The sequence below is a fragment of the Sulfolobus acidocaldarius SUSAZ genome, assembly GCA_000508305.1.
GTDB lineage: Archaea > Thermoproteota > Thermoprotei_A > Sulfolobales > Sulfolobaceae > Sulfolobus > Sulfolobus acidocaldarius_A.
This window is the reverse complement of record CP006977.1, coordinates 515,378-538,664: the sequence shown is the minus strand read 5'-3', so window position 1 is coordinate 538,664 and position 23,287 is coordinate 515,378. Positions and strand designations below refer to the sequence as shown.

The 23,287-nt window shown below is 33.2% G+C and carries 24 protein-coding genes, 2 tRNA genes and 1 pseudogene; 13 read left to right on the top strand and 14 right to left on the bottom strand.

Going from position 1 to position 23,287, the window contains the following annotated elements:
* The first annotated feature begins 301 nt into the window (after positions 1-301).
* Positions 302-577, top strand: a pseudogene (locus tag SUSAZ_03260) (Fuselloviral integrase).
* Positions 480-553: transfer RNA gene (locus SUSAZ_03265), tRNA-Ala, on the bottom strand. The pseudogene SUSAZ_03260 and the gene SUSAZ_03265 overlap by 74 nt on opposite strands.
* Before the next feature lie 302 nt (positions 578-879).
* Together SUSAZ_03255 and SUSAZ_03250 are read left to right on the top strand one after the other, a co-directional pair.
* A complete protein-coding gene (locus tag SUSAZ_03255) occupies positions 880-2,073 on the top strand; it encodes a cell division control protein Cdc6 (protein AHC51098.1) in 1,194 nt (397 codons plus the stop codon).
* Entirely contained in the window at positions 2,051-2,578 is a 528-nt protein-coding gene (locus SUSAZ_03250; GenBank protein ID AHC51097.1) for a hypothetical protein, read from the top strand. Before SUSAZ_03255 ends, SUSAZ_03250 begins: the two co-directional genes overlap by 23 nt.
* Positions 2,579-2,592: 14 nt before the next feature.
* Here the strand turns inward: SUSAZ_03250 and SUSAZ_03245 are convergent, their stop codons facing one another.
* Genes SUSAZ_03245 through SUSAZ_03235 form a run of 3 tightly spaced genes read right to left on the bottom strand, consistent with a single transcriptional unit; the run spans position 2,593 to position 4,422 of the window.
* Positions 2,593-3,108 (bottom strand): nicotinamide-nucleotide adenylyltransferase, encoded by a 516-nt coding sequence (locus tag SUSAZ_03245; GenBank protein ID AHC51096.1) that lies wholly within the window; start codon positions 3,106-3,108, stop codon positions 2,593-2,595.
* Positions 3,063-3,881: a hypothetical protein gene (locus tag SUSAZ_03240; GenBank protein AHC51095.1), complete on the bottom strand. Its 819-nt coding sequence runs from the start codon at positions 3,879-3,881 to the stop codon at positions 3,063-3,065. The genes SUSAZ_03245 and SUSAZ_03240 overlap by 46 nt, the downstream gene beginning before the upstream one ends.
* Entirely contained in the window at positions 3,865-4,422 is a 558-nt protein-coding gene (locus SUSAZ_03235) for an adenylate cyclase (protein AHC51094.1), read from the bottom strand. The genes SUSAZ_03240 and SUSAZ_03235 overlap by 17 nt, the downstream gene beginning before the upstream one ends.
* On the opposite strand from SUSAZ_03235, the gene SUSAZ_03230 reads away from it, so the two are divergent.
* The 6 genes from SUSAZ_03230 (at position 4,421) to SUSAZ_03205 (ending at position 9,615) form a co-directional block, all read left to right on the top strand.
* Positions 4,421-5,437, top strand: coding sequence for an RNA methyltransferase (locus tag SUSAZ_03230; GenBank protein ID AHC51093.1), 1,017 nt, complete (start codon positions 4,421-4,423; stop codon positions 5,435-5,437). The genes SUSAZ_03235 and SUSAZ_03230 overlap by 2 nt on opposite strands.
* 11 nt (positions 5,438-5,448) lie before the next feature.
* Positions 5,449-5,946: a hypothetical protein gene (locus tag SUSAZ_03225; GenBank protein AHC51092.1), complete on the top strand. Its 498-nt coding sequence runs from the start codon at positions 5,449-5,451 to the stop codon at positions 5,944-5,946.
* A 61-nt stretch (positions 5,947-6,007) separates the two neighbouring features.
* Positions 6,008-6,973: a DNA repair and recombination protein RadA gene (radA, locus tag SUSAZ_03220; GenBank protein ID AHC51091.1), complete on the top strand. Its 966-nt coding sequence runs from the start codon at positions 6,008-6,010 to the stop codon at positions 6,971-6,973.
* 37 nt (positions 6,974-7,010) lie between these two features.
* On the top strand, positions 7,011-7,529 hold the full coding sequence (locus SUSAZ_03215; protein AHC51090.1) for an HIT family hydrolase: 519 nt from the start codon (positions 7,011-7,013) through the stop codon (positions 7,527-7,529).
* A 27-nt stretch (positions 7,530-7,556) separates the two neighbouring features.
* Entirely contained in the window at positions 7,557-8,771 is a 1,215-nt protein-coding gene (locus SUSAZ_03210) for a threonine dehydratase (protein ID AHC51089.1), read from the top strand.
* A gap of 166 nt (positions 8,772-8,937) precedes the next feature.
* On the top strand, positions 8,938-9,615 hold the full coding sequence (locus SUSAZ_03205) for a prephenate dehydratase (protein ID AHC51088.1): 678 nt from the start codon (positions 8,938-8,940) through the stop codon (positions 9,613-9,615).
* Here the strand turns inward: SUSAZ_03205 and SUSAZ_03200 are convergent.
* The 5 genes from SUSAZ_03200 to SUSAZ_03180 all read right to left on the bottom strand — a co-directional run bounded on the left by SUSAZ_03200 (position 9,593) and on the right by SUSAZ_03180 (position 15,191).
* A complete protein-coding gene (locus SUSAZ_03200) occupies positions 9,593-10,558 on the bottom strand; it encodes an AsnC family transcriptional regulator (protein ID AHC51087.1) in 966 nt (321 codons plus the stop codon). The two genes, SUSAZ_03205 and SUSAZ_03200, sit on opposite strands and share 23 nt — an antisense overlap.
* 37 nt (positions 10,559-10,595) lie before the next feature.
* Complete coding sequence (locus tag SUSAZ_03195; GenBank protein AHC51086.1) at positions 10,596-11,999, bottom strand: FAD-dependent oxidoreductase; 1,404 nt, start codon at positions 11,997-11,999, stop codon at positions 10,596-10,598.
* 2 nt (positions 12,000-12,001) lie between these two features.
* Entirely contained in the window at positions 12,002-13,015 is a 1,014-nt protein-coding gene (locus SUSAZ_03190) for an adenylosuccinate synthetase (protein ID AHC51085.1), read from the bottom strand.
* Positions 13,016-13,143: 128 nt separating this feature from the next.
* On the bottom strand, positions 13,144-14,187 hold the full coding sequence (locus SUSAZ_03185) for a 5-formaminoimidazole-4-carboxamide-1-(beta)-D-ribofuranosyl 5'-monophosphate synthetase (protein ID AHC51084.1): 1,044 nt from the start codon (positions 14,185-14,187) through the stop codon (positions 13,144-13,146).
* Positions 14,188-14,189: 2 nt separating this feature from the next.
* Complete coding sequence (locus tag SUSAZ_03180; GenBank protein ID AHC51083.1) at positions 14,190-15,191, bottom strand: 5-formaminoimidazole-4-carboxamide-1-(beta)-D-ribofuranosyl 5'-monophosphate synthetase; 1,002 nt, start codon at positions 15,189-15,191, stop codon at positions 14,190-14,192.
* Between the two features lie 41 nt (positions 15,192-15,232).
* Between SUSAZ_03180 and SUSAZ_03175 the strand changes: the two genes are divergently transcribed.
* From SUSAZ_03175 to SUSAZ_03160, 4 genes are all read left to right on the top strand, one after another.
* Complete coding sequence (locus SUSAZ_03175; protein ID AHC51082.1) at positions 15,233-16,591, top strand: adenylosuccinate lyase; 1,359 nt, start codon at positions 15,233-15,235, stop codon at positions 16,589-16,591.
* Between the two features lie 31 nt (positions 16,592-16,622).
* Positions 16,623-16,724: transfer RNA gene (locus SUSAZ_03170), tRNA-Thr, on the top strand.
* Between the two features lie 62 nt (positions 16,725-16,786).
* Entirely contained in the window at positions 16,787-17,671 is an 885-nt protein-coding gene (locus SUSAZ_03165; protein AHC51081.1) for a thiamine-monophosphate kinase, read from the top strand.
* A gap of 69 nt (positions 17,672-17,740) precedes the next feature.
* Positions 17,741-19,495, top strand: coding sequence for a hypothetical protein (locus SUSAZ_03160; GenBank protein AHC51080.1), 1,755 nt, complete (start codon positions 17,741-17,743; stop codon positions 19,493-19,495).
* Between the two features lie 35 nt (positions 19,496-19,530).
* On the opposite strand, the gene SUSAZ_03155 is transcribed toward SUSAZ_03160, so the two are convergent.
* The 5 genes from SUSAZ_03155 to SUSAZ_03135 form a co-directional block, all read right to left on the bottom strand.
* A complete protein-coding gene (locus SUSAZ_03155) occupies positions 19,531-20,109 on the bottom strand; it encodes a hypothetical protein (GenBank protein AHC52438.1) in 579 nt (192 codons plus the stop codon).
* Entirely contained in the window at positions 20,106-20,831 is a 726-nt protein-coding gene (locus SUSAZ_03150; GenBank protein AHC51079.1) for a phosphoribosyltransferase, read from the bottom strand. Before SUSAZ_03150 ends, SUSAZ_03155 begins: the two co-directional genes overlap by 4 nt.
* An 80-nt stretch (positions 20,832-20,911) precedes the next feature.
* Complete coding sequence (locus SUSAZ_03145; protein AHC51078.1) at positions 20,912-22,330, bottom strand: glutamyl-tRNA amidotransferase subunit B; 1,419 nt, start codon at positions 22,328-22,330, stop codon at positions 20,912-20,914.
* A 41-nt stretch (positions 22,331-22,371) separates the two neighbouring features.
* A complete protein-coding gene (locus SUSAZ_03140) occupies positions 22,372-23,022 on the bottom strand; it encodes a uracil phosphoribosyltransferase (GenBank protein ID AHC51077.1) in 651 nt (216 codons plus the stop codon).
* A 4-nt stretch (positions 23,023-23,026) separates the two neighbouring features.
* Positions 23,027-23,281 (bottom strand): 30S ribosomal protein S28, encoded by a 255-nt coding sequence (locus SUSAZ_03135; GenBank protein AHC51076.1) that lies wholly within the window; start codon positions 23,279-23,281, stop codon positions 23,027-23,029.
* Positions 23,282-23,287 lie beyond the last annotated feature (6 nt).

The window sequence follows — 23,287 nt, the reverse complement described above, 5'->3', positions numbered from 1 at the left end:
TGGAAAAATTTAACCTAACTATTTCCTGGGATTTAATCAAAATCTAAGTTAAGTTGTTACAAATTCATGGATCCATAGGAAGTCATTGGAGATTGTTTAACTAACATAGATGACAAGCCAAAGAGCCCTAATATAAACGGTAAAAAATAATATATTTTAAAAATTTTTAGTTTTAAGAAGAATTAACCGGGGAGTTTAATTTACATTACCAGAGATTATAACCTCTTCTTCCAATCTCATAAATCATTATAGATACATGTACGGTTAAACCTTATTTTATTAAAATGGTATAACAAATATCATGGGTTATAGGACTTTCATCACTGGACAATATAAGATTCGTCAGAGAGGTAACAAGTATTATGTTTACTCCATAGAGAAGGGTAAAGATGGTGACGTAAAGGAACATTACATTGGTCCCTTAGATAAGATCGTGGAAGTGTACTTGGGATGTTAGGGGGTACCCCCTAACCCCACAGTGGACCGGCCGGGATTTGAACCCGGGACCTCTCGGATGCCAACCGAACACTCTTCCAGGCTGAGCTACCGGCCCACAATATACTACGTAGATCACTGATATTAATTTTTTATCGCCTTAATCCAAAACCAGAGACCCCTTTAGTTCCACTGGAGACATATATCCAAAATAAATTATGTATATCATCTATTTACACAAAAATAAAACATGATCTAGTAACATAAATAAAACTCAATTATACAAATCATTATTTCCAGGTAATAACTAGGTCTAGCTTTAATTCCAGTTGAAATAAAGGGGCAGGTAGTATTCATAATACTATTAGTTTTCCAGTTGAAATAAAGGGGTGATTTACTGGGGGGTTAATTGTTATAAAACATTCTCTCGTTATAATATAAGCAATGAGTGACATCATAGATAGTATTTTATCAACCCTGAAAAAGGGTAGGATTTTTAGGTCACGTGATTTATTATTACCTGACTATATACCTGAAGCCTTACCTCATAGGGAAGATCAAATTAGAAAACTAGTAGAGATCTTAGCTCCAATTACAAGATCTGAAAAACCTAGTAATGTTTTCATATATGGTCTTACTGGTACTGGGAAAACCGCTGTAACGAGGTTTGTGTTAAGTAACCTACAAAGAAAATTTGCATCAAAGTTTACATTTATATATATAAATACAAGACAGAATGATACACCTTACAGGATATTAGCAGACGTATTAGAAGCTTTGGGGATCCGCGTTCCATTTACAGGTCTGTCGACTGCAGAATTATTCAAAAGATTTGTAAAAAGACTCAATACATTTCAAACAATTGTTTTAATCACCTTGGATGAGATAGACGCACTTGTGAAAAAACATGGTGATGATATACTGTACAGATTGACTAGAATCAATTATGATTTATCTACAAGTAAAGTCTCTGTTATTGGGATTACAAACGATGTTAAGATGGTTGAGAATTTAGATCCTAGGGTAAAGAGTAGCCTAGGGGAAGAGGAAATAATATTTCCACCTTATAATGCAGAGCAGTTAGAGGATATACTAAAGCAGAGATCTAAAATTGCCTTGAATGAAGGAGTGATTTCAGAGGAGGTAATTAAACTATGCGCAGCTTTAGCCGCGAGAGACCACGGAGATGCAAGGAGAGCTTTGGATCTGCTTAGAGTTTCAGGGGAGATTGCAGAGAGGGAGGGAAGAGATTTAATTACAGCTGACGATGTAAATAGGGCAAGAATAGAGCTAGAAAGGGATAGAGTTTATGAAGTTATATCGACTTTGCCTTTTCACTCTAAACTGGTTCTCATATCCATTGTTTTAGGTTTAAACTCTAACTCGATGTTGACCACAGGAGAAGTTTATGATATATACATAAAATTAGCAGGTAAATTAGGAGTTGAAAGCATAACGCAAAGAAGAGTTAGTGATATAATAAATGAGCTTGATATGGTAGGAATAATTACTGCGAGAGTAGTAAACAGAGGAAGGTATGGTAAGACTAAAGAGATTAGTTTAGCTGTAAGCAAAGATATAGTTATTAAATCTATAAAAGAAAGTGATGAGAGAATTGGTAGTTTGTGGGGTAGATGATGGTTATTTTCCTTTATCATATAAAGGTGGTAAGGGTAAAACAATCTTACTATCTTCATTCTTTCAAAGTTTCAACCTAATTGATATTGATTTTGATTATATCACTGTAGATGGTGAGGACGGAAATACTATATTTAAGAGTATAACAAAAGGGTGCAATGTTACTTTTTTAGATGGTGTGATATATGGAGGTTTTAATTATATAACTCCAGATAAAAATTATATCGTCTTTTACTCCAAGATGCCAAACGTTACTAGTATAGATAGAGCATTAATGAAGCATTTTCCTCTAAAGAGAGGCAAAATAATTCCCTTCTTACAAAATTTAACTGCGTTACCTACGAGACAAGGGACAGTATATATTAATACAGACCTGGAGCTGCGTCTTTGTAAAGAATTGATAGAGAGGTACCAGTTGTTCACTTCTACTCCTATTCCGATAAAAGTATCTCATGAGCTAGCTAGTAGTTTATCAAAGTTTATATTCAAGAGGAGAACTATGTAAGTATCTTCAGTTTTCTATAGACCAGCAATCGACCTAAGTCTCTCATCACCATGTATCTCTAATAAATAATCCAATACTGATTTTGGAACAAGTTTTTTCCACTCTTCATTTCCTTCTATAATGTAACGTCTAATAAGAGTGGAATTATATTTATGTCTATCAAAGGGTGGTGGCTGTAAAACCTCTACATTTGCCTCTTTGAACAATCTATTTACTAATGGATTCCTAGAAATTATTACGTCAAAGTTAGGTGCAAATGTTTTTATATGTGAGACCCAAACGCTGTTCATCATTATATCTGGTATTGGTATTATGTAGACTTTTGATAGATCTAAATTTTCTTTGTCCAAGGTTCTTCTTATCATTTCTATACGTTCTCCTGCCGTAAATGGATTGGATAATGTATGACTCTCCTGAGCACTTCCTATAACTATGATTAATTCATCAACATGTTTCATTGACCATTTTACAACCTCTAAGTGACCTATGTGGAATGGTTGGAATCTTCCTGGATATAAGCCTCTATGCAAACATCTTCACCTTCTTTTACTCCCAAAATATTTGAAGCACTGCTCATATTAATTCCAATCTCTATAAATCCGTAACCATTGCTGTATAAAACCAATTCATTTTCCTTTCCTTCTGCGAACGTTCTCACAACTCTTAGTTCTAATTGTTTGTCTCTAAGCGAAACTAAAGCCTTCTGCTCTGTTCTTAACTTAACATTACGAATAGTTGTAGCAATATTTCCAAAATGATCAATATACACTATTTTTCCACAGGCTTTCACTCTATTTTCATTTATTCTATCCAATGTATAAGAAAAGTCTAATTTTACAATTTCAGATTTGCTAATCTCCTCTCCAAATACACTTAGATCTACGCCAACTGAAATATAACTTGCGATTGGGGCAAAAATATCTCTACCGTGAAAAGTATTTGATATGGATTTTGATAAGTAGAATTTTTTGTTTGATATTAGTATGATTTTCTCTATATTATCTTCAATTATAGTGGGATATAATACACCATTATCTGGAGCGACAAAATAATAGTTATTAGTCTTAACTAGTATTGCATTTCTTTGGGTTCCAACACCAGGGTCTACTATTATCAAAAAGATAGTGTTTTTCTTAAAATATCTATACGATGTATTAAGTAAATAGGCTCCTGTAAATATATTGAAGTTCTTAGCGTTAGGAGTTATGTAGGTTATATCTATATCAGGATTTATTTTCTTAATTACTCCCTCTAAGGTTCCATTATAATTATCCGAAACTCCATAGTCAGTGAGTATCGCTATTGTTCGTCTTTTTAGCATGTTCTACTAGTAATTCTAAGTAAGATTTAATAGTTTTTTCATATTGAATTTGATGTTTTTTTACAAATTCGTCCACAAACGAAATCAGTTCTTTTTCAGTTTTATTAATCCCTTCTATTTCTATAAATTCTCCCAGTTCCTTTATTGAATCTAACGAAATTATGAAATCAGCATATTTATAATTTTTCCGTATTTTTTCTACTTGAAAAGATCTTATGAAACCTAGCTTTCGTAGAATTAGATCCATTTTATGGAGATCAGTAACCTCTACTTCAATTTCTTCTCTAGTCTTCGTCTCTTTGGACTGTTTAGGTCCCTTATAAGTTAGAATGACTTTCCCATTCGTGTTTCTTAATCTTAACGCCTCATCACTTTTTCTAAAGTCCCTTATAGGGTTATTATAATATATGTCTATTTGATGTTCTTCACTCATAAAGGTATAATTGTTTCTAATTCTCTCTTCTATTTCTTCTAAAGAAGGACTTATTACCCTTAGTTTAATCTCTCTTTCTATATACGACATGAATATACATTTGAAAGAGTACATTAAAAAATATGACAAGTTATTTTCATTATCACCTTCTTATCAAGCAGTCAGACTAAGTAATAAGTATGGCTTCCTGGACTATATGGTTGAGAGATATATAGACATGTTTAACAGCCTCGAAGACGCGGAAAGTTTTATGAGATCCTGTACAGTTCCATTAGAGGAAAGTATAAGGTGCAATGATCTAGTAACTACATGTAGTACGATGGAACATAGATTAGAGGAAAAGAATTTCAAGCTGGAGAAAGTCCAATGGCTACCTCATGGGTATAGAGTTATTAAAAAACCTAATAAACCTAGCTTGGGTGCAACTACAGAATATCTAAACGGTTACTATTATATTCAGGGATTGGCTTCTATGGTTCCTGCATATGTCCTAAATCCCCGTGAAGAGGATACAGTTCTTGATATGGCTGCTGCACCAGGTGGTAAAACCACCCAAATGGCTCAACTTATGAAAAATAAGGGCTTAATAATAGCAACAGAAAAATCTAGAAGAAGAGCACGAAGTCTGATTTCTAATATTAATAGAATGCATGCAAGAAATATTATTTTAATAAGAAGTGATGCCAGCACATTATCTAAAACAAGAATAAAATTTTCGAAGATTCTTTTAGATGCGCCATGTAGTGGGGAGGGGATTATCTTTAAGGATACAGAGAGAAGGAAGAAGACTTCGCTTAGTGATTTAAAGAACTTTAGTTTAACTCAAATGGGTCTTCTAACTATAGGATATGATTTATTGGACAAGAATGGAATACTAGTCTATTCTACTTGTAGTATAGCTCCCGAGGAGAATGAATTAGTGGTAAACTATGGGATTGAAGAACTTGGTTTCAGAGCTACTAAAATAAGCGGATATCCTGCAGATAAAGGAATTAATGAATTTAGGGGAGTAAAGTTTAGTCATGATGTTAATAATTGTATTAGATTTTATCCCCATGAGCATGGTACAGAGGGGTTCTTCGTTTGCGCTCTTCAAAAAGACTAAATTTTATTGTTTTGGACAAATCTAGATTAATACAATTATTATACCCAATATATAAAAAATATAACTGTAATGAAGAATATTCATTTCTAGAGAATAAGCTTATAATAAAATTTAAATCTTCCTTTGAGCAAATAGAAATTATAGAGAATAATTCTAAAGTTAGAGAAGTCTTGGATGAGTTAGAAAAAATTGGCTTATTTCCATATAGTATTGGTGAGCCTATTATTTTAAAAAAGGGTAAAAACGTAAGACCATTAATTCCTCTAGCTAAATATCTCTCCCAGATATGTAAAAATAAATTAATACTAAAATCGAAATTGGCAGAGAAAATTACGTATGGAAAAACTGTAAGACTAAGCCTAGGTTCTTTAAAAATAGAAGAAGATTCATATTTAGTCTATAACGAGAATAATGATTTTATATGCTATTCAAATGTTAAAATAGATAAGAAAGGCATTAAGATAATACCTGAGTTAGATATAGGTTGGTATTTAAGGAAGGGTGGCTAAATATTTATTAGATACAATAACATACATGAATCTTTAGATAAGTTGGATATGTGGTGAAATTATGTCTAATGATGGAAAAAAGGTTAAGAGTCTTTCAGATTTATCTGGGGTAGGTCAAAATATACTTAATAAATTAGTAGAAGCTGGTTATTCGTCGTTAGAAGCCGTTGCTGTGGCAACTCCTCAAGATCTTAGTGTTGCTGCTGGAATACCACAAACTACAGCACAAAGAATAATTAAAGAAGCTCGTGAAGCTTTAGATATAAGGTTCAAGACAGCGCTGGAAGTGAAGAAAGAAAGAATGAATACCAAGAAGATAACTACTGGCAGCCAGGCATTAGATGGTTTGTTGGGTGGTGGAATAGAGACAAGAACTATGACTGAATTTTTTGGTGAATTTGGTTCAGGGAAAACACAGTTATGCCATCAGATAAGTATTAGTGTTCAACTTCCCCAAGAGAAAGGTGGACTAAATGGTAAGGCTGTATATATAGATACGGAAGGTACTTTTAGATGGGAGAGAATTGAAGCAATGGCAAAAGGAGCAGGATTAGAGTCAGATGTTGCTATGAATAACATTTACTATATGAGGGCTATAAATAGTGATCACCAAATGGCTATAGTTGATGATCTTCAGGAATTGATCACTAAAGATCCTGCTATTAAGTTGATTATTGTAGATTCAATAACATCTCACTTTAGAGCCGAATATCCTGGAAGAGAGAATCTTGCTGTGAGGCAACAAAAGTTGAACAAACATTTACATCAATTAGTTAGACTAGCTGAAATGTATGATATAGCAGTAATAATAACCAATCAGGTTATGGCTAGACCAGATATGTTTTATGGTGATCCTACCACTGCTGTAGGAGGACATACACTATATCATGTTCCCGGAATAAGAGTACAACTTAAGAAAAGTAGAGGAAATAAAAGGATAGCTAGAATAGTCGATGCACCACATCTGCCAGAAGGAGAAGTAGTATTTGCTATAACTGAAGAAGGAGTTAGAGACGCTGAAGAGTGAAGAAACTTATTTTTAATTCCCATAGCTTATTACTTTTATGGATATTTTATGGGCTCCTTGGAGATCAAAATATGTAACTTCTGCTTCAAAAATAAAAAGTGAGAAAGAACCTTGCATATTTTGTAATTTTGCATATGATAGATCAAGAGATAGAGAAAATATGGTGGTTTTTAGAGCTACCTATACGTATATAGTTCTAAACACATTTCCGTATAATCCAGGTCATATTATGATTGTCCCATATAAACATGTTAGCAGTGTAGAATTACTTGATGATAATGAACTTACTGAACTTTTCAAGATGGTAAGGACAAGTATAAAGAAATTAAGAAGAGTGTACTCTCCTGATGGATTTAATATTGGTATAAATATAGGTAGGGTTGCAGGGGCGGGAATAGAACAACATGTGCATATACATATTGTGCCTAGATGGAATGGTGATGCTAATTTTATGCCAGTTATAGGAAATGCAAAAGTATTGCCTGAATCTCTTGAAGATACTTATAATAAGTTATATTTAGAATATACTAAGGATGAGGAGGTCCTCGATCGCTGAGTGATGAAGAGAGCAGGGGTTTTCCTGATGAGCTATCTTAATTATTTTGATCAAATAGTTAAAGTTCATGAATCAATAAAACAATATATTCATAAAACTCCACTAGATTATTCTTCCACGTTTTCTAATATTGCAGGAGCTAAAGTTTATCTTAAGATGGAGAATTTGCAAAAGACTGGTTCATTTAAAGTAAGAGGTGCATTCTCTAAACTAATTAGCCTTTCGCAAGCTGAAAGAGAAAGAGGAGTAATAGCAGTATCTGCGGGCAATCATGCACAGGGTGTAGCATATGCTGCAAGCGTCTTAGGGATTAAATCTACTGTTGTTATGCCTGAAACTGCTCCTATATCAAAATATTTAGCTACGAAAAATTATGGAGCTAATGTTATTCTTCATGGAAAGTTTTTACATGAAAGTATGAAAAAAGCTGAAGAGATAATAAAGGAAACTAATGCTGTTTTAGTTCATCCATATGATGATTTAAATGTAATATTAGGTCAAGGAACTCTGGGACTAGAATTACTGGAAGCAGAACCTGATGTTGTTGTAGTACCAATAGGAGGAGGGGGTCTAATATCTGGTATATCTATTGCATTAAAAGCTAAAAGGAACAATCTAAAAGTTATAGGTGTACAGTCTTCTGCATCACCATCTATGAAGGTATCAGTAGAGTTAGGAAGATTAGTAGAAATTGAGCCATCTTTTTCTATAGCTGACGGAATTCTAGTAAAAAATCCGTCAAAGATAACTTATGAAGTGATAAGTGAGTTAGTTGACGATATAGTTTTAGTTGATGATGAAGATATAGCCAACGCAATACTATATCTATTAGAAAGAAATAAAACCATAGCGGAGGGCGCTGGGGCTGCAAGTGTTGCTGCGATTATCTCAGGAAAGATAAAGGTAGGCTATGGTAAAAAGGTAATTCCAATAATTAGTGGAGGAAATATAGACATGTCATTGCTTGCTAGGATTATAGATAGAATGCTCTTCAAATCTAAAAGAGTAGTGAAAGTTAAAGTATTAGTTCCAGATAAACCTGGTTATTTAAATAGAGTATTAAGTAGGGTAGCACAAATTAGAGGGAATGTAATTGACGTAATTCATGATAGAATGAGTACTGATGTTAAGCCTGGTTTCACGAAAATCCATGTGGTATTTGAGATCCCTGTTAGTGAAAGTTTATCAGAATTTCTATATTCGTTGGCATTAGACGGTATTGAAGCAACCTTGGTAGAGTAAAGTTTTTATACCAAACTTCACTCAGAGTGTTGATCCAAATGGAATTTACTATCTAGGTCCTAAAGGTAGTTTTTCGTATGAGGTAGCAGAAAGTTTTAGTGGAGAAAAAATAGCCGTAAGAACGATAACAGAAATTTTCAAAAGTGTTAATCAGAACTCAAATAGTATAGGTGTTGTACCTATCGAAAATAGTAAAGAAGGTCCAGTACACGAGTCATTAGACAATTTATTCAGATACGAGAATATTTATGTCAATTATGAAGTAGAGAAAAACATAAATCTTGTAATCGCTTCCAATCAAGCAATAAATTCTATCAAAGATGTGAAAAAAGTCTATTCTCATCCTCATGCGATTCAAGAAGCCAAAGAAAAACTAGAGGAATTAGGCTTACATAATATAATTCCTGTCGAGAGTACATCTATTGCAGCAAAATATGCATCAGAAGATAAATATGCTGCTGCAATATGTTCAAGGTATGCTGCTCAGATAAATAATCTAAATATTTTATTAGAAAATGTGGAAAATGGGGTAAATTTAACTAGATTTGTAATAATTTCCAACAGATTTAAAATATCTGGAGAAAAGACGATGATATTCTTTACTATACCTCACAAACCTGGATCTTTGTATAAAGTATTAGAAAGATTTTATGTAAATAACATTAATCTTACAATGATATATTCTAGACCATTAAAAGTAGAACCATGGAAATATTATTTTTATGTAGAATTTGAGGGAGGATTAGACGAGGATAAAGTAGATAGTGCGATAAAGGAAATATCTCAGATAACTCTTTCAGTAAAGATTAAAGGGTCTATGTCTAAATTACAATACCCGGTTTAAGATTGTCCAGACTAAATAGCAACATATAGCTTTTTGCATTACTAATTTCAATTGCTTTTTTTGCTGTCTCAAAAATCAGGTTCTTATTTCTAGCGTGTATCATAGCGTAGCATAAGTAATCCCATTCTTTGTCTGCTTCTCTTAGCACTACATGAGTAGCTTCTTTTAATTTTGTAGCTATGTTGTAGCAAGAGCTCTCTATGTCATCAGAATTTAACAAAAACATAGCATTTTCTACTATTCCTATTCTTTCCCCATTTACAGTGGCTCCATAATCCTTTATTACCCCTTTCTCTTTTAATTCTTTAATTAACTCAACTATTTCCGATTCTGTTAGATTAAATTTCTTAGATATCTTTTCGAAAGGTTTTTCTACTATAGGTAATGGGTATGATAGATCAGTAAGTAGATCTTTTTGTATTCCTAGTTCATCTGCAGTGGGTACTTTTTCTCTCAGACTGTCATTTTCACTATAAGAGATTCCTCTTAATACATCATATTTTACGCTTAGTTTAAGCGTCTTCTTTGAATACAATATTACGTAATCGTTGCAATTAACTTGATTCATTAAAAGACGAATTTTTTCATTTAGTTTTTCCTTATTTTCAGCCTTTAATACGTACCATATATTATATCTAGGATGATTTCTTACAAAGTTATGAGTCAGTTCCTTTATTTCAAGTGCAATTTTTCGAAATTTTTCTATCTGTTCTAATGGTATATTAGATGCTATTAATGCTCCCTCCATGCCTTTAGCTCTAAAACTAATATACATGCCAATTCTTTTTATAATTTCTAGATGCTTAAGTCTTTTAATTCTTTCTAATACAAGCTCTTCAGATAAACCTAATTTTTCTCCAATTTTTGCAAATGGTCTTTCGTCTACAGGAAAATTGTACTCTAGCTCCATTATAAGTTGCAAATCTGTTTTATCTAAACTCATAATAATACATCAGAGTAAAGAAACTAAAAAATAGTTTTCATAATAAACCTAGTTTTCTTCCTATGCCTCTGGCTGCAAGAATGCCGGTAGCTGCTGCAATATTAATACCTCTTGAGAGTCCCACGCCGTCTCCAGCCACAAATAAATTGTCTACTACGGTTTCCATATTACTATCTACTACGGCTTTCATACTGTAATATTTTATTTCAGGTGCATAAAGCAATGTATTCGAGGAGTACATTCCAGGAGCTATATTATCTAATCTCTCTAATCCCTCTATTAGGTTACTGACTACTCTATAAGGAAGACCCATACTAATATCACCTGGGGTTACTTCTCTCAATGTAGGTTTTACTGTGGATCTGCTTATTCTTTCCCATGTACTTCTTCTGCCTTTTTCAAAGTCTATTAATCGTTGTATTATCGGTTTTTCTCCTCCTAATCTGGTCATAAGTCTTGCTATACTTTTTCCATATTCTACTGTATCTTCTAAAGGATCTGACAATTTAATTGTGGTTAGAAAGGCGAAATTAGTGTTGTTACTTTTCTTATCTGCAAAAGTTTGTCCATTAACACCTATTGTTCTATCGTCATATACTTCTTTCATTATAAATCCTCTAGGGTTTACGCAAAATGTTCTTACTTTATCATCATACTTCTTAGAATATAGAATTACTTTTGGATCCCATACCGCACTTGTTAGTTCTTCCATAACAAATGCCTCTACTTCTACTCTTACTCCTATATCTAAGGGTCCCGGTGCCATGTCGACTCCTAACTTTTTAGCCTGATCTAAGAACCATTTAGCACCTGCTCTACCGGGTGCAGCTAGTATTGTTTTAGCCTCAATTTCCTCTTTTCTATTCGTTTTTAGTACAAAATGATCTGCTTTTTTCTGTATTTCAAAAACCTCTGTTAACTCTGCTACATTTATGCCGTTATTTTCTATGTATTTTTGAATGTTTTCTATAACCATAGGAGTCTTATCAGTTCCTATATGTCTTTGCCTTATTGGAACAAATTCAGCTCCAACTTTCGCAGCTCTTTTTTGAATTTCCCTAGTTCTTTCCATATTTGGTTCAAATAATCTATCTTTCGGTGCTCCAAACTTGACTAGTATATCGTCAACATAATTTATCAATTCTTGTGCTTTATCCCAGCTTCTCATTATTTCATGAAGCTCTCCACCTACATCAGGTCTTAGATTTATTATACCGCTACTGTAAGCCCCTGCTCCACCTATACCGTAGGTTATATTACATGGTTCACAGAAAGTACATTTCTCTTTTGGTGTTAACAACGGACAAGTTCTTCTCAATGCTCTAAGTCCTTTATCTACTAATAACACTTTCAGACGTTCTTTTGTATTGAATGTAGTAAATTCATATGCGGCTAATAATCCAGCAGGACCAGCTCCTATTATTACTACATCATATAACACGTTCACTCACCTATTTTCTCGGTCCTTAGATCTATTACATCTAAGGCATCTTCACCTGTTCCTATTAGTGTAATAGGAACTTTCAACTCTATCTCTAATTCCTCAATCCATTTCTTTGCATTTGATGGTAGTTTTTGATATTCCCTTACACCTTTAGCATCCTTAAATATTGTATCAAGTTTAGTTATTGCTATTTGTGTTGCAGAGTTTATTTTAAGCGATTCCTTAGCAAGCTTTACATTAAATGGTGCACTTCTTCTTTTTCTTCCGGTTACTGTTGCAACTTCAGCTATTCCCATTTTCTGGGCTTCCTCCCAGCTAATTTCACCTTCTAGTGGTCCCTCTCCTACTCTAGTTACATAAGATTTGAAAACTACAATTATTTCATCGACGTATTTTGGTCCTATTCCTGCTTCACTTAATATTCCTGAAGCAGTAGTATTTCTACTTGTGGTATAAGGATATTCGCCATGATATAAGCTCAGAAAAGTACCCTGAGTACCTTCAACCAGTATGTTATCTCCTCTTTCTATACCTAGTAACAATTCCTCAGGCACATTTATTAAATATTTCTCAAGTTCTCTATAATCCTTGGCAAGTTTTAATTTTCTCAAAACTCTTTTTGCTTCAGCATAGCCTACTCCCTGCCCTGTACTACCTATATTTTTTATTAAATATTCGTCACTTCTCTCTTCCTTTATTTCTTCATCTGTTATTATACCTACATGTGGATCTATGTATAATCTATCTAAACTATCAGTTTCTTTAGCCTCATTAAACAGCAGATTGATAGAAGTAAGTGCACCTGGAGCTAGAAATAATTTAACATTCTTGTTAACAAATAGAGAGGGAATTATTCTTACTTTCCACTGTCTCCCATTATAAGTTACAGTATGTCCCGCATTTATAGAACCTGTTCTTACTCCAATACTTGGAGAATCCTTAAGACCTAAATAGGCAACAATTTTACCTTTTCCTTCATCTCCAAAAAAACCGCCTACTACTACGCTTAACATCAGGCACCGTTTTGATTACTCTTGAGTGTGAATATATAAACTTTGTCTAACTGCATTCATAATTATAAATACGTTGTTTTATTAATGAATTATATATAAAGGGAAAGGCTAATTCATAATTATAAATACTAAGACGTTATCAATTCTAGACTATTACAAGTTATAGCCTCTTTAATTTCCATTGCTATCCTTCTACCTAAACTTACAGGTCTTCCAAAATATAATTTAGAATATTGACTTCCTATACCCATAAATGCATTAGTTCCTCCACCTATTCTAGGTGCAACATCAAATACTACTAGATCGAGTTCAGGTGTAGCCATTGCCTGTAATGTGAAGGGACCAATTATGCCTGGCGGTTCCAGTGTTTTTGTAGCATTTACAAAGGAATATCCTATTTCAAATACTTTTTCCAATAAACTTTCTCTAATTGTGGCTGGTTCATGACCAACCTCAATATATCTAGGTAATCTTGATAGCTTTATCTGTATTTCTGCAGGTAATCGGTAAAAGGTATCAAGATCACTTTGTATTCTTCTATCAATACTTATTAGTTCTACTCTTTCATGCAAAGGACTGTAGAAATAATTTAAATTAAAATGAGCACCTAGTATATATTCTTCTATTATCATGCTTTTTATTGCCTCATCGTCTATTATTCCCACTTTCAACAGAGTATTAAGTTTCTCTTCAAAGTCCTTCCTATTTGCCGCTATAAAGAATCCTCTTTCTACGCGCCTTTTGGCTTCAGGTAATTTAACTATTACAGGAACGTTAACCTCTTCAGCTTTAAATATCTTAGGTCTTTTTATCTTAGCATGATCTAATATCTTGTAGTAATTCTTATTTCCAAGTCTTTCTTCCCACCTCAGAATTTTTCTATTACCAAAAAATTTTGTTTTCATTTTTTCTAAGTTATCATAACCCACATATACTGCTAAACTTCTATTTGGAACCATAATTGCATTATTTTCTACAAGTAAATTGTCTATTTTTTCTGACGATATTTCTTTAAAATCCTCCAGCAAGATACATCTATCTACAATTCTCTTAAATTCCAGGTAAGCTCTCTCCCTTCCTTTTTTACATAAAGCTATAGTTTCAAATCCTTCATCTTTAGCTCCATCAAAAACGTCCAATGCTGAATGACTAGCTAATGTTGCAATTTTCAAACTCATGTAAATATCGCCTCAAGTTTGTTACTATTTAATCCTAATCTTATTTCTCTGGATATTCTTCTTCCTACGCTCATTGGTTCATCCCAGTAAAGCCAACTATATGGACTTCCTGCTATGTATAAGTTAGTCCCAGCAACAATTCTCCCGGAGAATTCGAAAACTATTATGGAACCGTCATCCTTTACTACAGATTCAAGGCAAAATGGTCCAATCATTCCGGGAGGCACAACTTCCTTTACTGTATTAACAAAAGACATTCCATAGTCATATACTTTTGGCAATAAACTTTCTCGTGCAACAGCAGGTATGTTTCCTACTACAACAAACGTAGGATCTGCAAGATTCTCAGGTAGTCTCCTTAATCCGTCAACATTAGTTTCATATCTAATATCAATTCCAGTTATTTCCAATCTATTTAGGATTGGGCTATAAAAGAATTGAAAATACATTGGTACTCCTATTACGTACTCCTGAATTATTACATCATTCACATCTTTTATTAATTTAGAAGAAATGAGTCTATTAAGACCTTCTTTGACCTCACTTTTACTTTTAGCTATAAAATAGCCCTTACCCCCTTTTGCACCAGGCAATTTTACTATAACTAGTCTATCAACATCTTCTACGTTTTCAAATTCTTCTGGTATTTGTATTCCTGATCTTCTAAGTAAGCTCATTTTTTTCTTTTGATTTGATTCCCATGCAAATAGGTTTCTATTTCCAAAAATTTTTGTGGTTATTTTACTAACTCTTTCACTTCCCATATACTCGACCAAACTACCATGGGGAATTAGAGCTCCCCTATTCGAGTATTTATTAACAAATTCTACAGCCTCATCTTGATTATTGTATCCTAGTATTTCATCTATGAAGCTGAACTGTGAGTAAAAATTTACTCTATTTTTGGGTGTAATTTGAACTGTCCTAAATCCTTCTTTTTTAGCTCCATGTAAAATTTGTAATGATGAATGACTTCCTATAGTTAGGACTGTATCCATAACAGCTTATATTTATTTATTGTAAATATAATTTATTATGCGTGGACCACGACATCTGTGTATTGGAATGGAGATATGGTAGTAAAGAAATGAGACAATTATTTAGCAGAAAAAATATCGTAAAAACTATGGCTGAAGTAGAAATAGCCCTATTATATGCATTAAGTAAACTAGGATTAATTAAAGAAACTGACGTTAAAAAAGTAGAAGATATAATAGATAAAATAGACTTGAATAGAGTTGATGAATTAGAGAGAAAGCTGGGTCATGATGTTATGGCTTTAACAGTTCACATGGCAGAATTATCTGGAGAAGCTGGAGATTTCATACATTTTGGTGCTACGAGTAATGACATTATTGACACTGCTAATGCAATAATTGTAAAAAAAGCATTAAAAATTGTAAAGAAAAAACTACGAGATATAATAGTTATACTTATCGAATATAGTAGGAAATATAAAGATACAATAATGGTAGGTAGAACTCATGGACAACATGCATTGCCCATAACTCTAGGATTTAAATTTGCTAATTATGTTTATGAGTATTCAAGGTCGTTAGAGAGAATTTATGAGCTAGAAAAAAGAGTTGTTAGAATAAAGATGGCTGGTGCGGTAGGTACTATGGCGGCTTGGAAGGGACATGGAACTACTATAGAAAAATATGTATCAGAAAGATTAGGAATACCAAATCATCTAATAACCACTCAGGTAACGCCTAGAGATGGTTTTGCTGAACTTATTTCTGATTTGGCAATACTTGGTTCTCAACTCGATAGGTTTGCATTAGAACTTAGAGAGTTAATGAGACCTGAAATTAGAGAGTTAGCGGAAGGAGACGCTTCAAAAAGAGTCGGAAGTAGTACAATGCCTCAGAAGGAGAATCCTGTAAATGCAGAGAAAATAAGTGGTCTAGCTAAAGTACTTAGAGGTTTAGTAATCTCCGAGATGGAAAATATACCCCTGTGGCACGAGAGGGATTTGACTAATAGTTCTTCTGAAAGGATAATAATATCGCATTCGTTTTTAATTATAGATGAAATGCTAGATAGCATGTTAAAAATTTTAAAGAACTTGGTCGTGAATCAAGATCAGATGCAAAAGAATCTTTCGCTAAGCAAAGGTCTCACTATGGCGGAAAGTTTAATGATAAATTTAACATTAAATGGTATGCCAAGACATAAAGCTCATGAATTGACTATGGAGTTATCACGAATAGCCTCAAATACAGGAAAGTCATTATTGGAAGTTGCCAAAGAAAACGAAACGGTTATGAAAATAATAGGTGATGAAAATAAAATTAAAGAAGTTCTAAATCCCTCAAAATATCTAGGAGAATATGAAAAATTAATAGAGAGAGCAATTTCTTATGCAGAAGAAATTCTTAACACATACGTATAAATTTATAATTTTACCTTCATTAATTATGAATGCCGCCGTAGCTCAGCACGGTCAGAGCGCTGGCCTCGTAAGGCCTAAGTAAGAAGTGATCCAGGACAGCCAGTGGTCCCGGGTTCAAATCCCGGCGGCGGCTTCCCAGGTGCTATATAAATGCATTCTGAACATGAAATAATTAAGAATCTCGTATCAAAATACGTGAGTGATAATGTTACAAATGACGATGTTTACGTGGAAGGGAAAAACATGTATAAAATTGATGGCTTTCAATTATCTTATGAGTTTAATTTTTTGGAGTCTTATGATATAGGCTGGAGATCGGTGATAGGAGTAATAAGTGATATATTGTCTAAGGGAGGTTTACCAAAATTTTTCCTAGCCTCTCTAGGATTAAATAAAAATAGATTAAAAGAGATAGAAAATATATTGAAAGGGATAAGCGACGCGGTAAATTATTATAAAGGAAGTTATGTGGGTGGCGATACGAATTCTAGTGATAACAGTGGATGGATTGATATAGTTGGAATAGGAGAAGCACTATGTTACAAAAGCGTAGACAATATAAAAAGAGGGGACAAAGTAATAATTACATCGCCTATAGGTTATAATTCAATAATCTTTATATCTTATGTAAATAATTGGAAGATATCGATTCCATTAAAATATAAACTAAAGTATAAACATCCTATAGTAAATCCGCATTTACAAGATATATTTAGCCAGAATTGCGATAGTATTCATTATTCGCTAGATATAAGTGATGGTCTCATAGTGTCATTATATAATTTGGTTGAGAGATCTAAGTTAGGCATTGAAATTACTAAAATGCCTGTTTCAGAAGATGTGCTAAATATAGCAAATAATTATAAAATAAAATTGCTTGATTTATTAAAATTTTCAGGAGAAGAATACGAGTCTATATTTGTAGTAGATAAAGATTTTTATCAGAAAATTATAAATCAAATGAAGCTATTAGGGCTTAACCCAGTAGTTTTTGGGGAAATAAGTGATAGGCAAGGAGTGTATTTTAATGGTGAGTTGATTAGAAAAACAGGTTGGGACAATTTTTTAGGATGGTTTTAACCAAATTAGAGTAAAAAATGGTGAAATAGTTTATATATTCTTAATCGAGAGTGATAAGACAGAATATGTATGACTGAAACTGTACAAGAGCCAGGATCTCATGGATTTAGACTACTCCCAGCACCATCTAAATTTGAAAAAGGAGTAGTAAAGTTCGGAGATAGAGAGATTAAAGTAGGTGGACCATTACCAAAGCTTAGTGATAACGAGAAATTAACTAGAGTAACTTCATCTTTATGTCCAGCATGTTATAGAATATTACCAGCTGTAATTTTTGAAAGAGAGGACAAACTATACATAAGGAAGATATGCCCAGAGCACGGCGAATTTGAGGACTTGTATTATGGTGATAAAGATCTATATTACAAATTTGATTATTGGGAGTATGAAGGTAAAGGTCCTAAAGTTCCATATGTTGACCTTAAATCACCTTGTCCATTTAATTGTGGATTATGCCCCATGCATCATCAGCATTCTGCTTTGGTAAATCTTGTAATAACCAACAGATGCGATTTGTCGTGTTGGTATTGTTTCTTCTATGCTGAGAAAGCCGGATATGTATTTGAGCCAACTTTAGAGCAAATAAAGTTCATGGTGGATCAGCTTAAGAGACAAGACGTTACATTAGTAATTCAAGTTACTGGAGGAGAACCAACTTTAAGAGAGGATATAATAGAAATAGTTAGGATCTTGAGGGAGAATGGAGTAAAGCATATACAACTTAATAGTTGGGGAGGAACTTTTGGTAGGATGTATTTAGAAGATCCTGAATATGCAATAAAGTATGCAAGGCAGTTGAGAGAGGCTGGCGTGAACACAATTTATATGAGTTTTGATGGAACCACTAGAAAGACAAATCCTAAGAACCATTGGGAGATTCCCTATACATTAGAGGCATTTAGAAAAGCAGGAATGACCAGCGTGGTTTTAGTTCCTACTGTGATTAAAACTGTGAATGATCATGATTTAGGAAATATTGTGAGGTTTGCTGCATATAATATGGATGTAGTTAGAGCAGTTAATTTCCAGCCTGTAAGTTTAACAGGAATGATGAAGAGAAATATGAGGAGCAAATTTAGAATAACAATACCAGAAATATTAAAGAATATCGAAGAGCAGACAAATGGAGAAGTAACTAAGGATAGTTGGTATCCGATCGGAACTTCAGTTGTGTTTTCTAAGTTGATTGAAGCTATAACAGGTAAGGAACAATTCGAAATGGCTAACCATCCAGCCTGTGGTGCAGGTACTTATGTTTTCGTAGAATGGAGAAATGGAGAACCTCACTTCATTCCTCTTTCAAGATTTATAGATTTAGAAGGACTACTAGAGTATTTGAGAGATAAAACTGAGGAGTTAAAAGAAGGAGGAAATAAGTATTGGATTGGTATAAAAGTTTTATATAGTTTAAGGAAGTTTATAGATAAGGAAAAGGGACCTAGAGATTTCGATGTATATGATATGTTACGTAATATTCTGATAAATCATAATTATGAGGCTTTAGGAGAATGGCACTATAGGACATTATTCCTAGGAACAATGCATTTCATGGATCTATACGACTATGATATAGAAAGGGTTATGAGATGTGATATACACTATGTAGCACCTGACGGAAGAGTAATTCCATTCTGTACTTATAACGTACTAAATGACTTATATAGGGATAAAGTACTTAAAGAGTATCAAATACCAATGGATAAATGGGTAAAGACACACGGAGAGAACAGTATAGGAGATGCAATGAAGTACAAGAGAGTAGCAACTACATTGGAGCAAGGAGAACTTTATAAGAAAACATATAAGAATTTTACATCTAGTTAAAATCTAATCTATAGTTATTTTTTATAAAAATTCTTTTATTTATATTCTAGTGCTTTTTCATTCTCTTTTCTTGTCCTTAAAAACCAATCTTCTTCTACCTTTGAAAATTCAAATGCGTTACAAACGTACCCAATCTTTTCTACTATACCACTAATTTTTGTTGCTCCCGAAAATAAAGCGTTATTATATTTTATTATTAAACTTCCTTTTGATGGTGTTTTAGCTCTAAGAAATGTTAGGTTATTAAGCCCATTTATCAATACTTTTATGTCTTTAATTTCAATACTTACATCGGCAGGTTCGTATTCCTCATCTAGGCACACTCCTTTTCTAATACTAGATGCATCTATATAACTTGCGAGTATAGGTATGTTTAAAAAGCTAGAAATTTTCGCAGCTCCTCCTGCAACTTCTTTTTTGCAGCTGGTGAGTACTAAAAAAGATGGGTTGTAATTCGTTTTACTCTTTATTTCAAGGATACCATCCAACACTATTCCTATATCTTCACCGTTACTTGAATCTATAATTAGAAGGTTTTTATTATCTATTACAAGCAGATAGATATAATAAACTCCTTTTATAGCATAAACGTTATTCTGTAGTCTAATAATCATAGTGAAAAGATAGGGATGATTGGTATATTAAATGTGTTACTTATTTTTGACCATTCTTTTCCTACACCGACTAATACTAACGCCCCTATTACTTTTGCATCTGCTTTTTGGATTAACCTAAATGTTGAGTATATTGTTTTACCACTTCTTATTACATCATCTACAACTAACACTTTCTCGCCTTTATATACAAAATCTTTCCTCAAATAGATAGAAGTAATCATTCCTTCCGATTCTTTAATATTCTCGTCTATGTAACTTATGTGAACAGAATCTTTGTGTTTTTTTATTATTATTAATGGTTTTGCTATAGCTTCCGACGCTATGGCAGCGAAAGGTATTCCGTTTACAGCAACTGTTACAATTTTATCGATTTCGTCTCTATTTCCAAAATATTTATGATAGAACATTTCTATTAGAAGCTTTAATAGATTAGGGTAAAAGAGCATTTTAGAGGTATCAATAAATCCATCATCATATTTGATTATTTTGTCTGCAAGAAACTTGGAAAGAAACTCCTTACTTTTAATCTTGTCAAGGATATCCCTTGAATGACTTTCGCTTGGTATGGTATTTCCGTTGACATATCTACACAGTAAACTTTCTTGGATATCGAAGATACTTGATAATTCTTTGTACGTATAAGAGTTCTTTAATTCTCTCAGTAAGTTCACTACTAGCAGTCTTATCTTTAGTTCCCTGTCCTTCTGAGAGTTGAGAATATATATCACCACACTATTTCTATTCTTTTGATGAACGGGGTTTTAAGTGCTGATACTGTGATGAGAAACCCACGCTGTGATTATATCCCTAATTCTTTCTTTATTAACTCATTAACTATATACGGATCAGCTCTCTTTGATGTTTTCTTCATTACTTTTCCCACTAAGTAATTTATAACTTTAGGATCTCTTTTAGCTTTCTCTACAGCATCTTTTTCCTCATAGAGAACCTCTTTAATTACATTTACCAGATAGTCTTCGTCTTTAATTGCGATGAGACTATTTTGCTTTATTATTTCTGATGGCATTTTGCCCTCTATTACTATTTGGGGAAGGATCTCCTTAGCTATTTTAATGGTTATTGTTCCATTATCTAGTAGGGTCAATAATTCTATAAGATGCTTTGTTGTAGCTTTAGACTGAGAAGGTTTTAGATTTTTATCGTTTAACCATCGTAGATAATCATTAATTAATATATTAACTAGTTTTTTATAATTTTTATAATTTTTCGCTGTCTCCTCGAATAAATCAGCTAGTGACTTATCAATAACTAATACGTTAGCATCATATTCAGTTATTCCATACTCTTTGACTAATCTTTGAATTCTAATGTCAGGTAATTCAGGTAATTCCTTTCTAATTTTTTCAATCATATCAAAGCTTATGGTATACGGCGGTAGATCAGGATCGGGAAAATATCTATAGTCTTCTTCAAGTTCTTTAGATCTTGTTAATACTGTGACTTTTTTTGCATTATCCCAGTGTCTAGTTTCCCTATTTACTTTCATACCTTGAGCTACTAATGCCTTTTGCCTGGCTATCTCATATTTTAATGCTTCTTCAACTTCTTTGGGAGAGCCTATATTCTTTATTTCAACTCTTTCACCGCCTTCTATTGATATATTAGCATCGGCTCTCATTGCCCCTTCTAAATCAGGGTTAGATATACCTAAATGTTGAAGTATCGATCTTAATTTTTCAAGAAATTCACGAGCCTCACGCGGATCTGACATGTCTGGTTCTGTAACTATCTCAAGTAATGGGAAACCTGATCTATTATAGTCCAATAATGTGTATCTACTTGTTAACATAGAACCAGTAGGATAGACAATTTTAGCCGGATCCTCCTCTATATTTATTCTCCTTATTCTAACAGTTTTGTTATCTCTAAGTTTTATAAATCCTCCTTTACTTATTGCAATACTTCCAGGACCATCGTATTGGGATATTTGATAGTTTTTAGCCATATCTGGATAAAAGTAATGTTTCCTTACCATTACTACCCTGTCAGCAATTTCTGCATTTATTGCTAATGCGACCATAATTGCAGCTCTAACTGCATTTTCGTTCAAGACTGGTATAGCGCCAGGTAATCCTAAACAAACTGGACAAGTAATTGTATTAGGATCCTTTCCTACATACTCTGTAGGGCATGAACAAAACAGCTTTGTTTTTAATGAAGTTAAATGGACATGAACCTCAAGACCTATCTTTACCATGCTTCAACTAAAAATAGATTTATTGAATATAAATAAAATGGTTATCCGAATGCTCTGTCGCCGGCATCACCTAAACCTGGTAATATAAAACCTCTATTATCTATTTCGGGATCAACAGAAATGGTGAAAATGTCAACAAAAGGAAATTCTTCCATTAGTCTTTTAAGACCATATTCAGATATTATTACTGATGCGATGTAAATTCTTTTAGGCTGGCTGTTTACTATAGATTTGATAGCTTTTCTCATCGTACTTCCAGTTGCTATCATAGGATCTGCAATTATTACTGTATCCTTATGAGATACCTGAGGTATTTTCATATAATACACGTCGACTGGAATATCTTCCGGATAACTTGCTTGAACTTCTTTTTCCTTTCTACTTGCGGCAATAACTCCTAGTCTAGCTGTAGGTAATGCCTTTAGTAAGCCTTCAACGAAGGGCGTTGCGGCTCTTAATATACTTATTATTAGAATATTTTCAAAATCGTATATGTATATACCTTTAGCTTTTGTTCCAAGAGGGGTTTCTACATCTATAGATTCATAATCTAATGTATTTACTATCTCATATCCAATTATTCTACCTAGTTTAACTAAGTTCTTTCTAAAGCTTATTTGATCTATATTTTTTGATCTAAGTTGTGTTAAAAAATGTAAAAGTATTGGCTTAGATAACACATATAATGTCATATATTTACCTCTTCGTACTTAACTTTCTTGCCTCTCTTTCAGTCTCTCTGAGAATTAGTATATCTCCAAGCCTTACAGGTCCTTTGACGTTTCTGGTCAAAATTCTTCCTTTGTCTCTTCCTTCAAGGACTCTTACTCTTACTTGTGTAACCTCGCCTGTAACTCCTGTTCTATCTAATATCTGTATTACTTCAGCTGGAAAACCAAATTCGTCTATCACTGAGGATGTGGTTGTTGAGGACTTTTCCTTTTCACTCATTTTAAA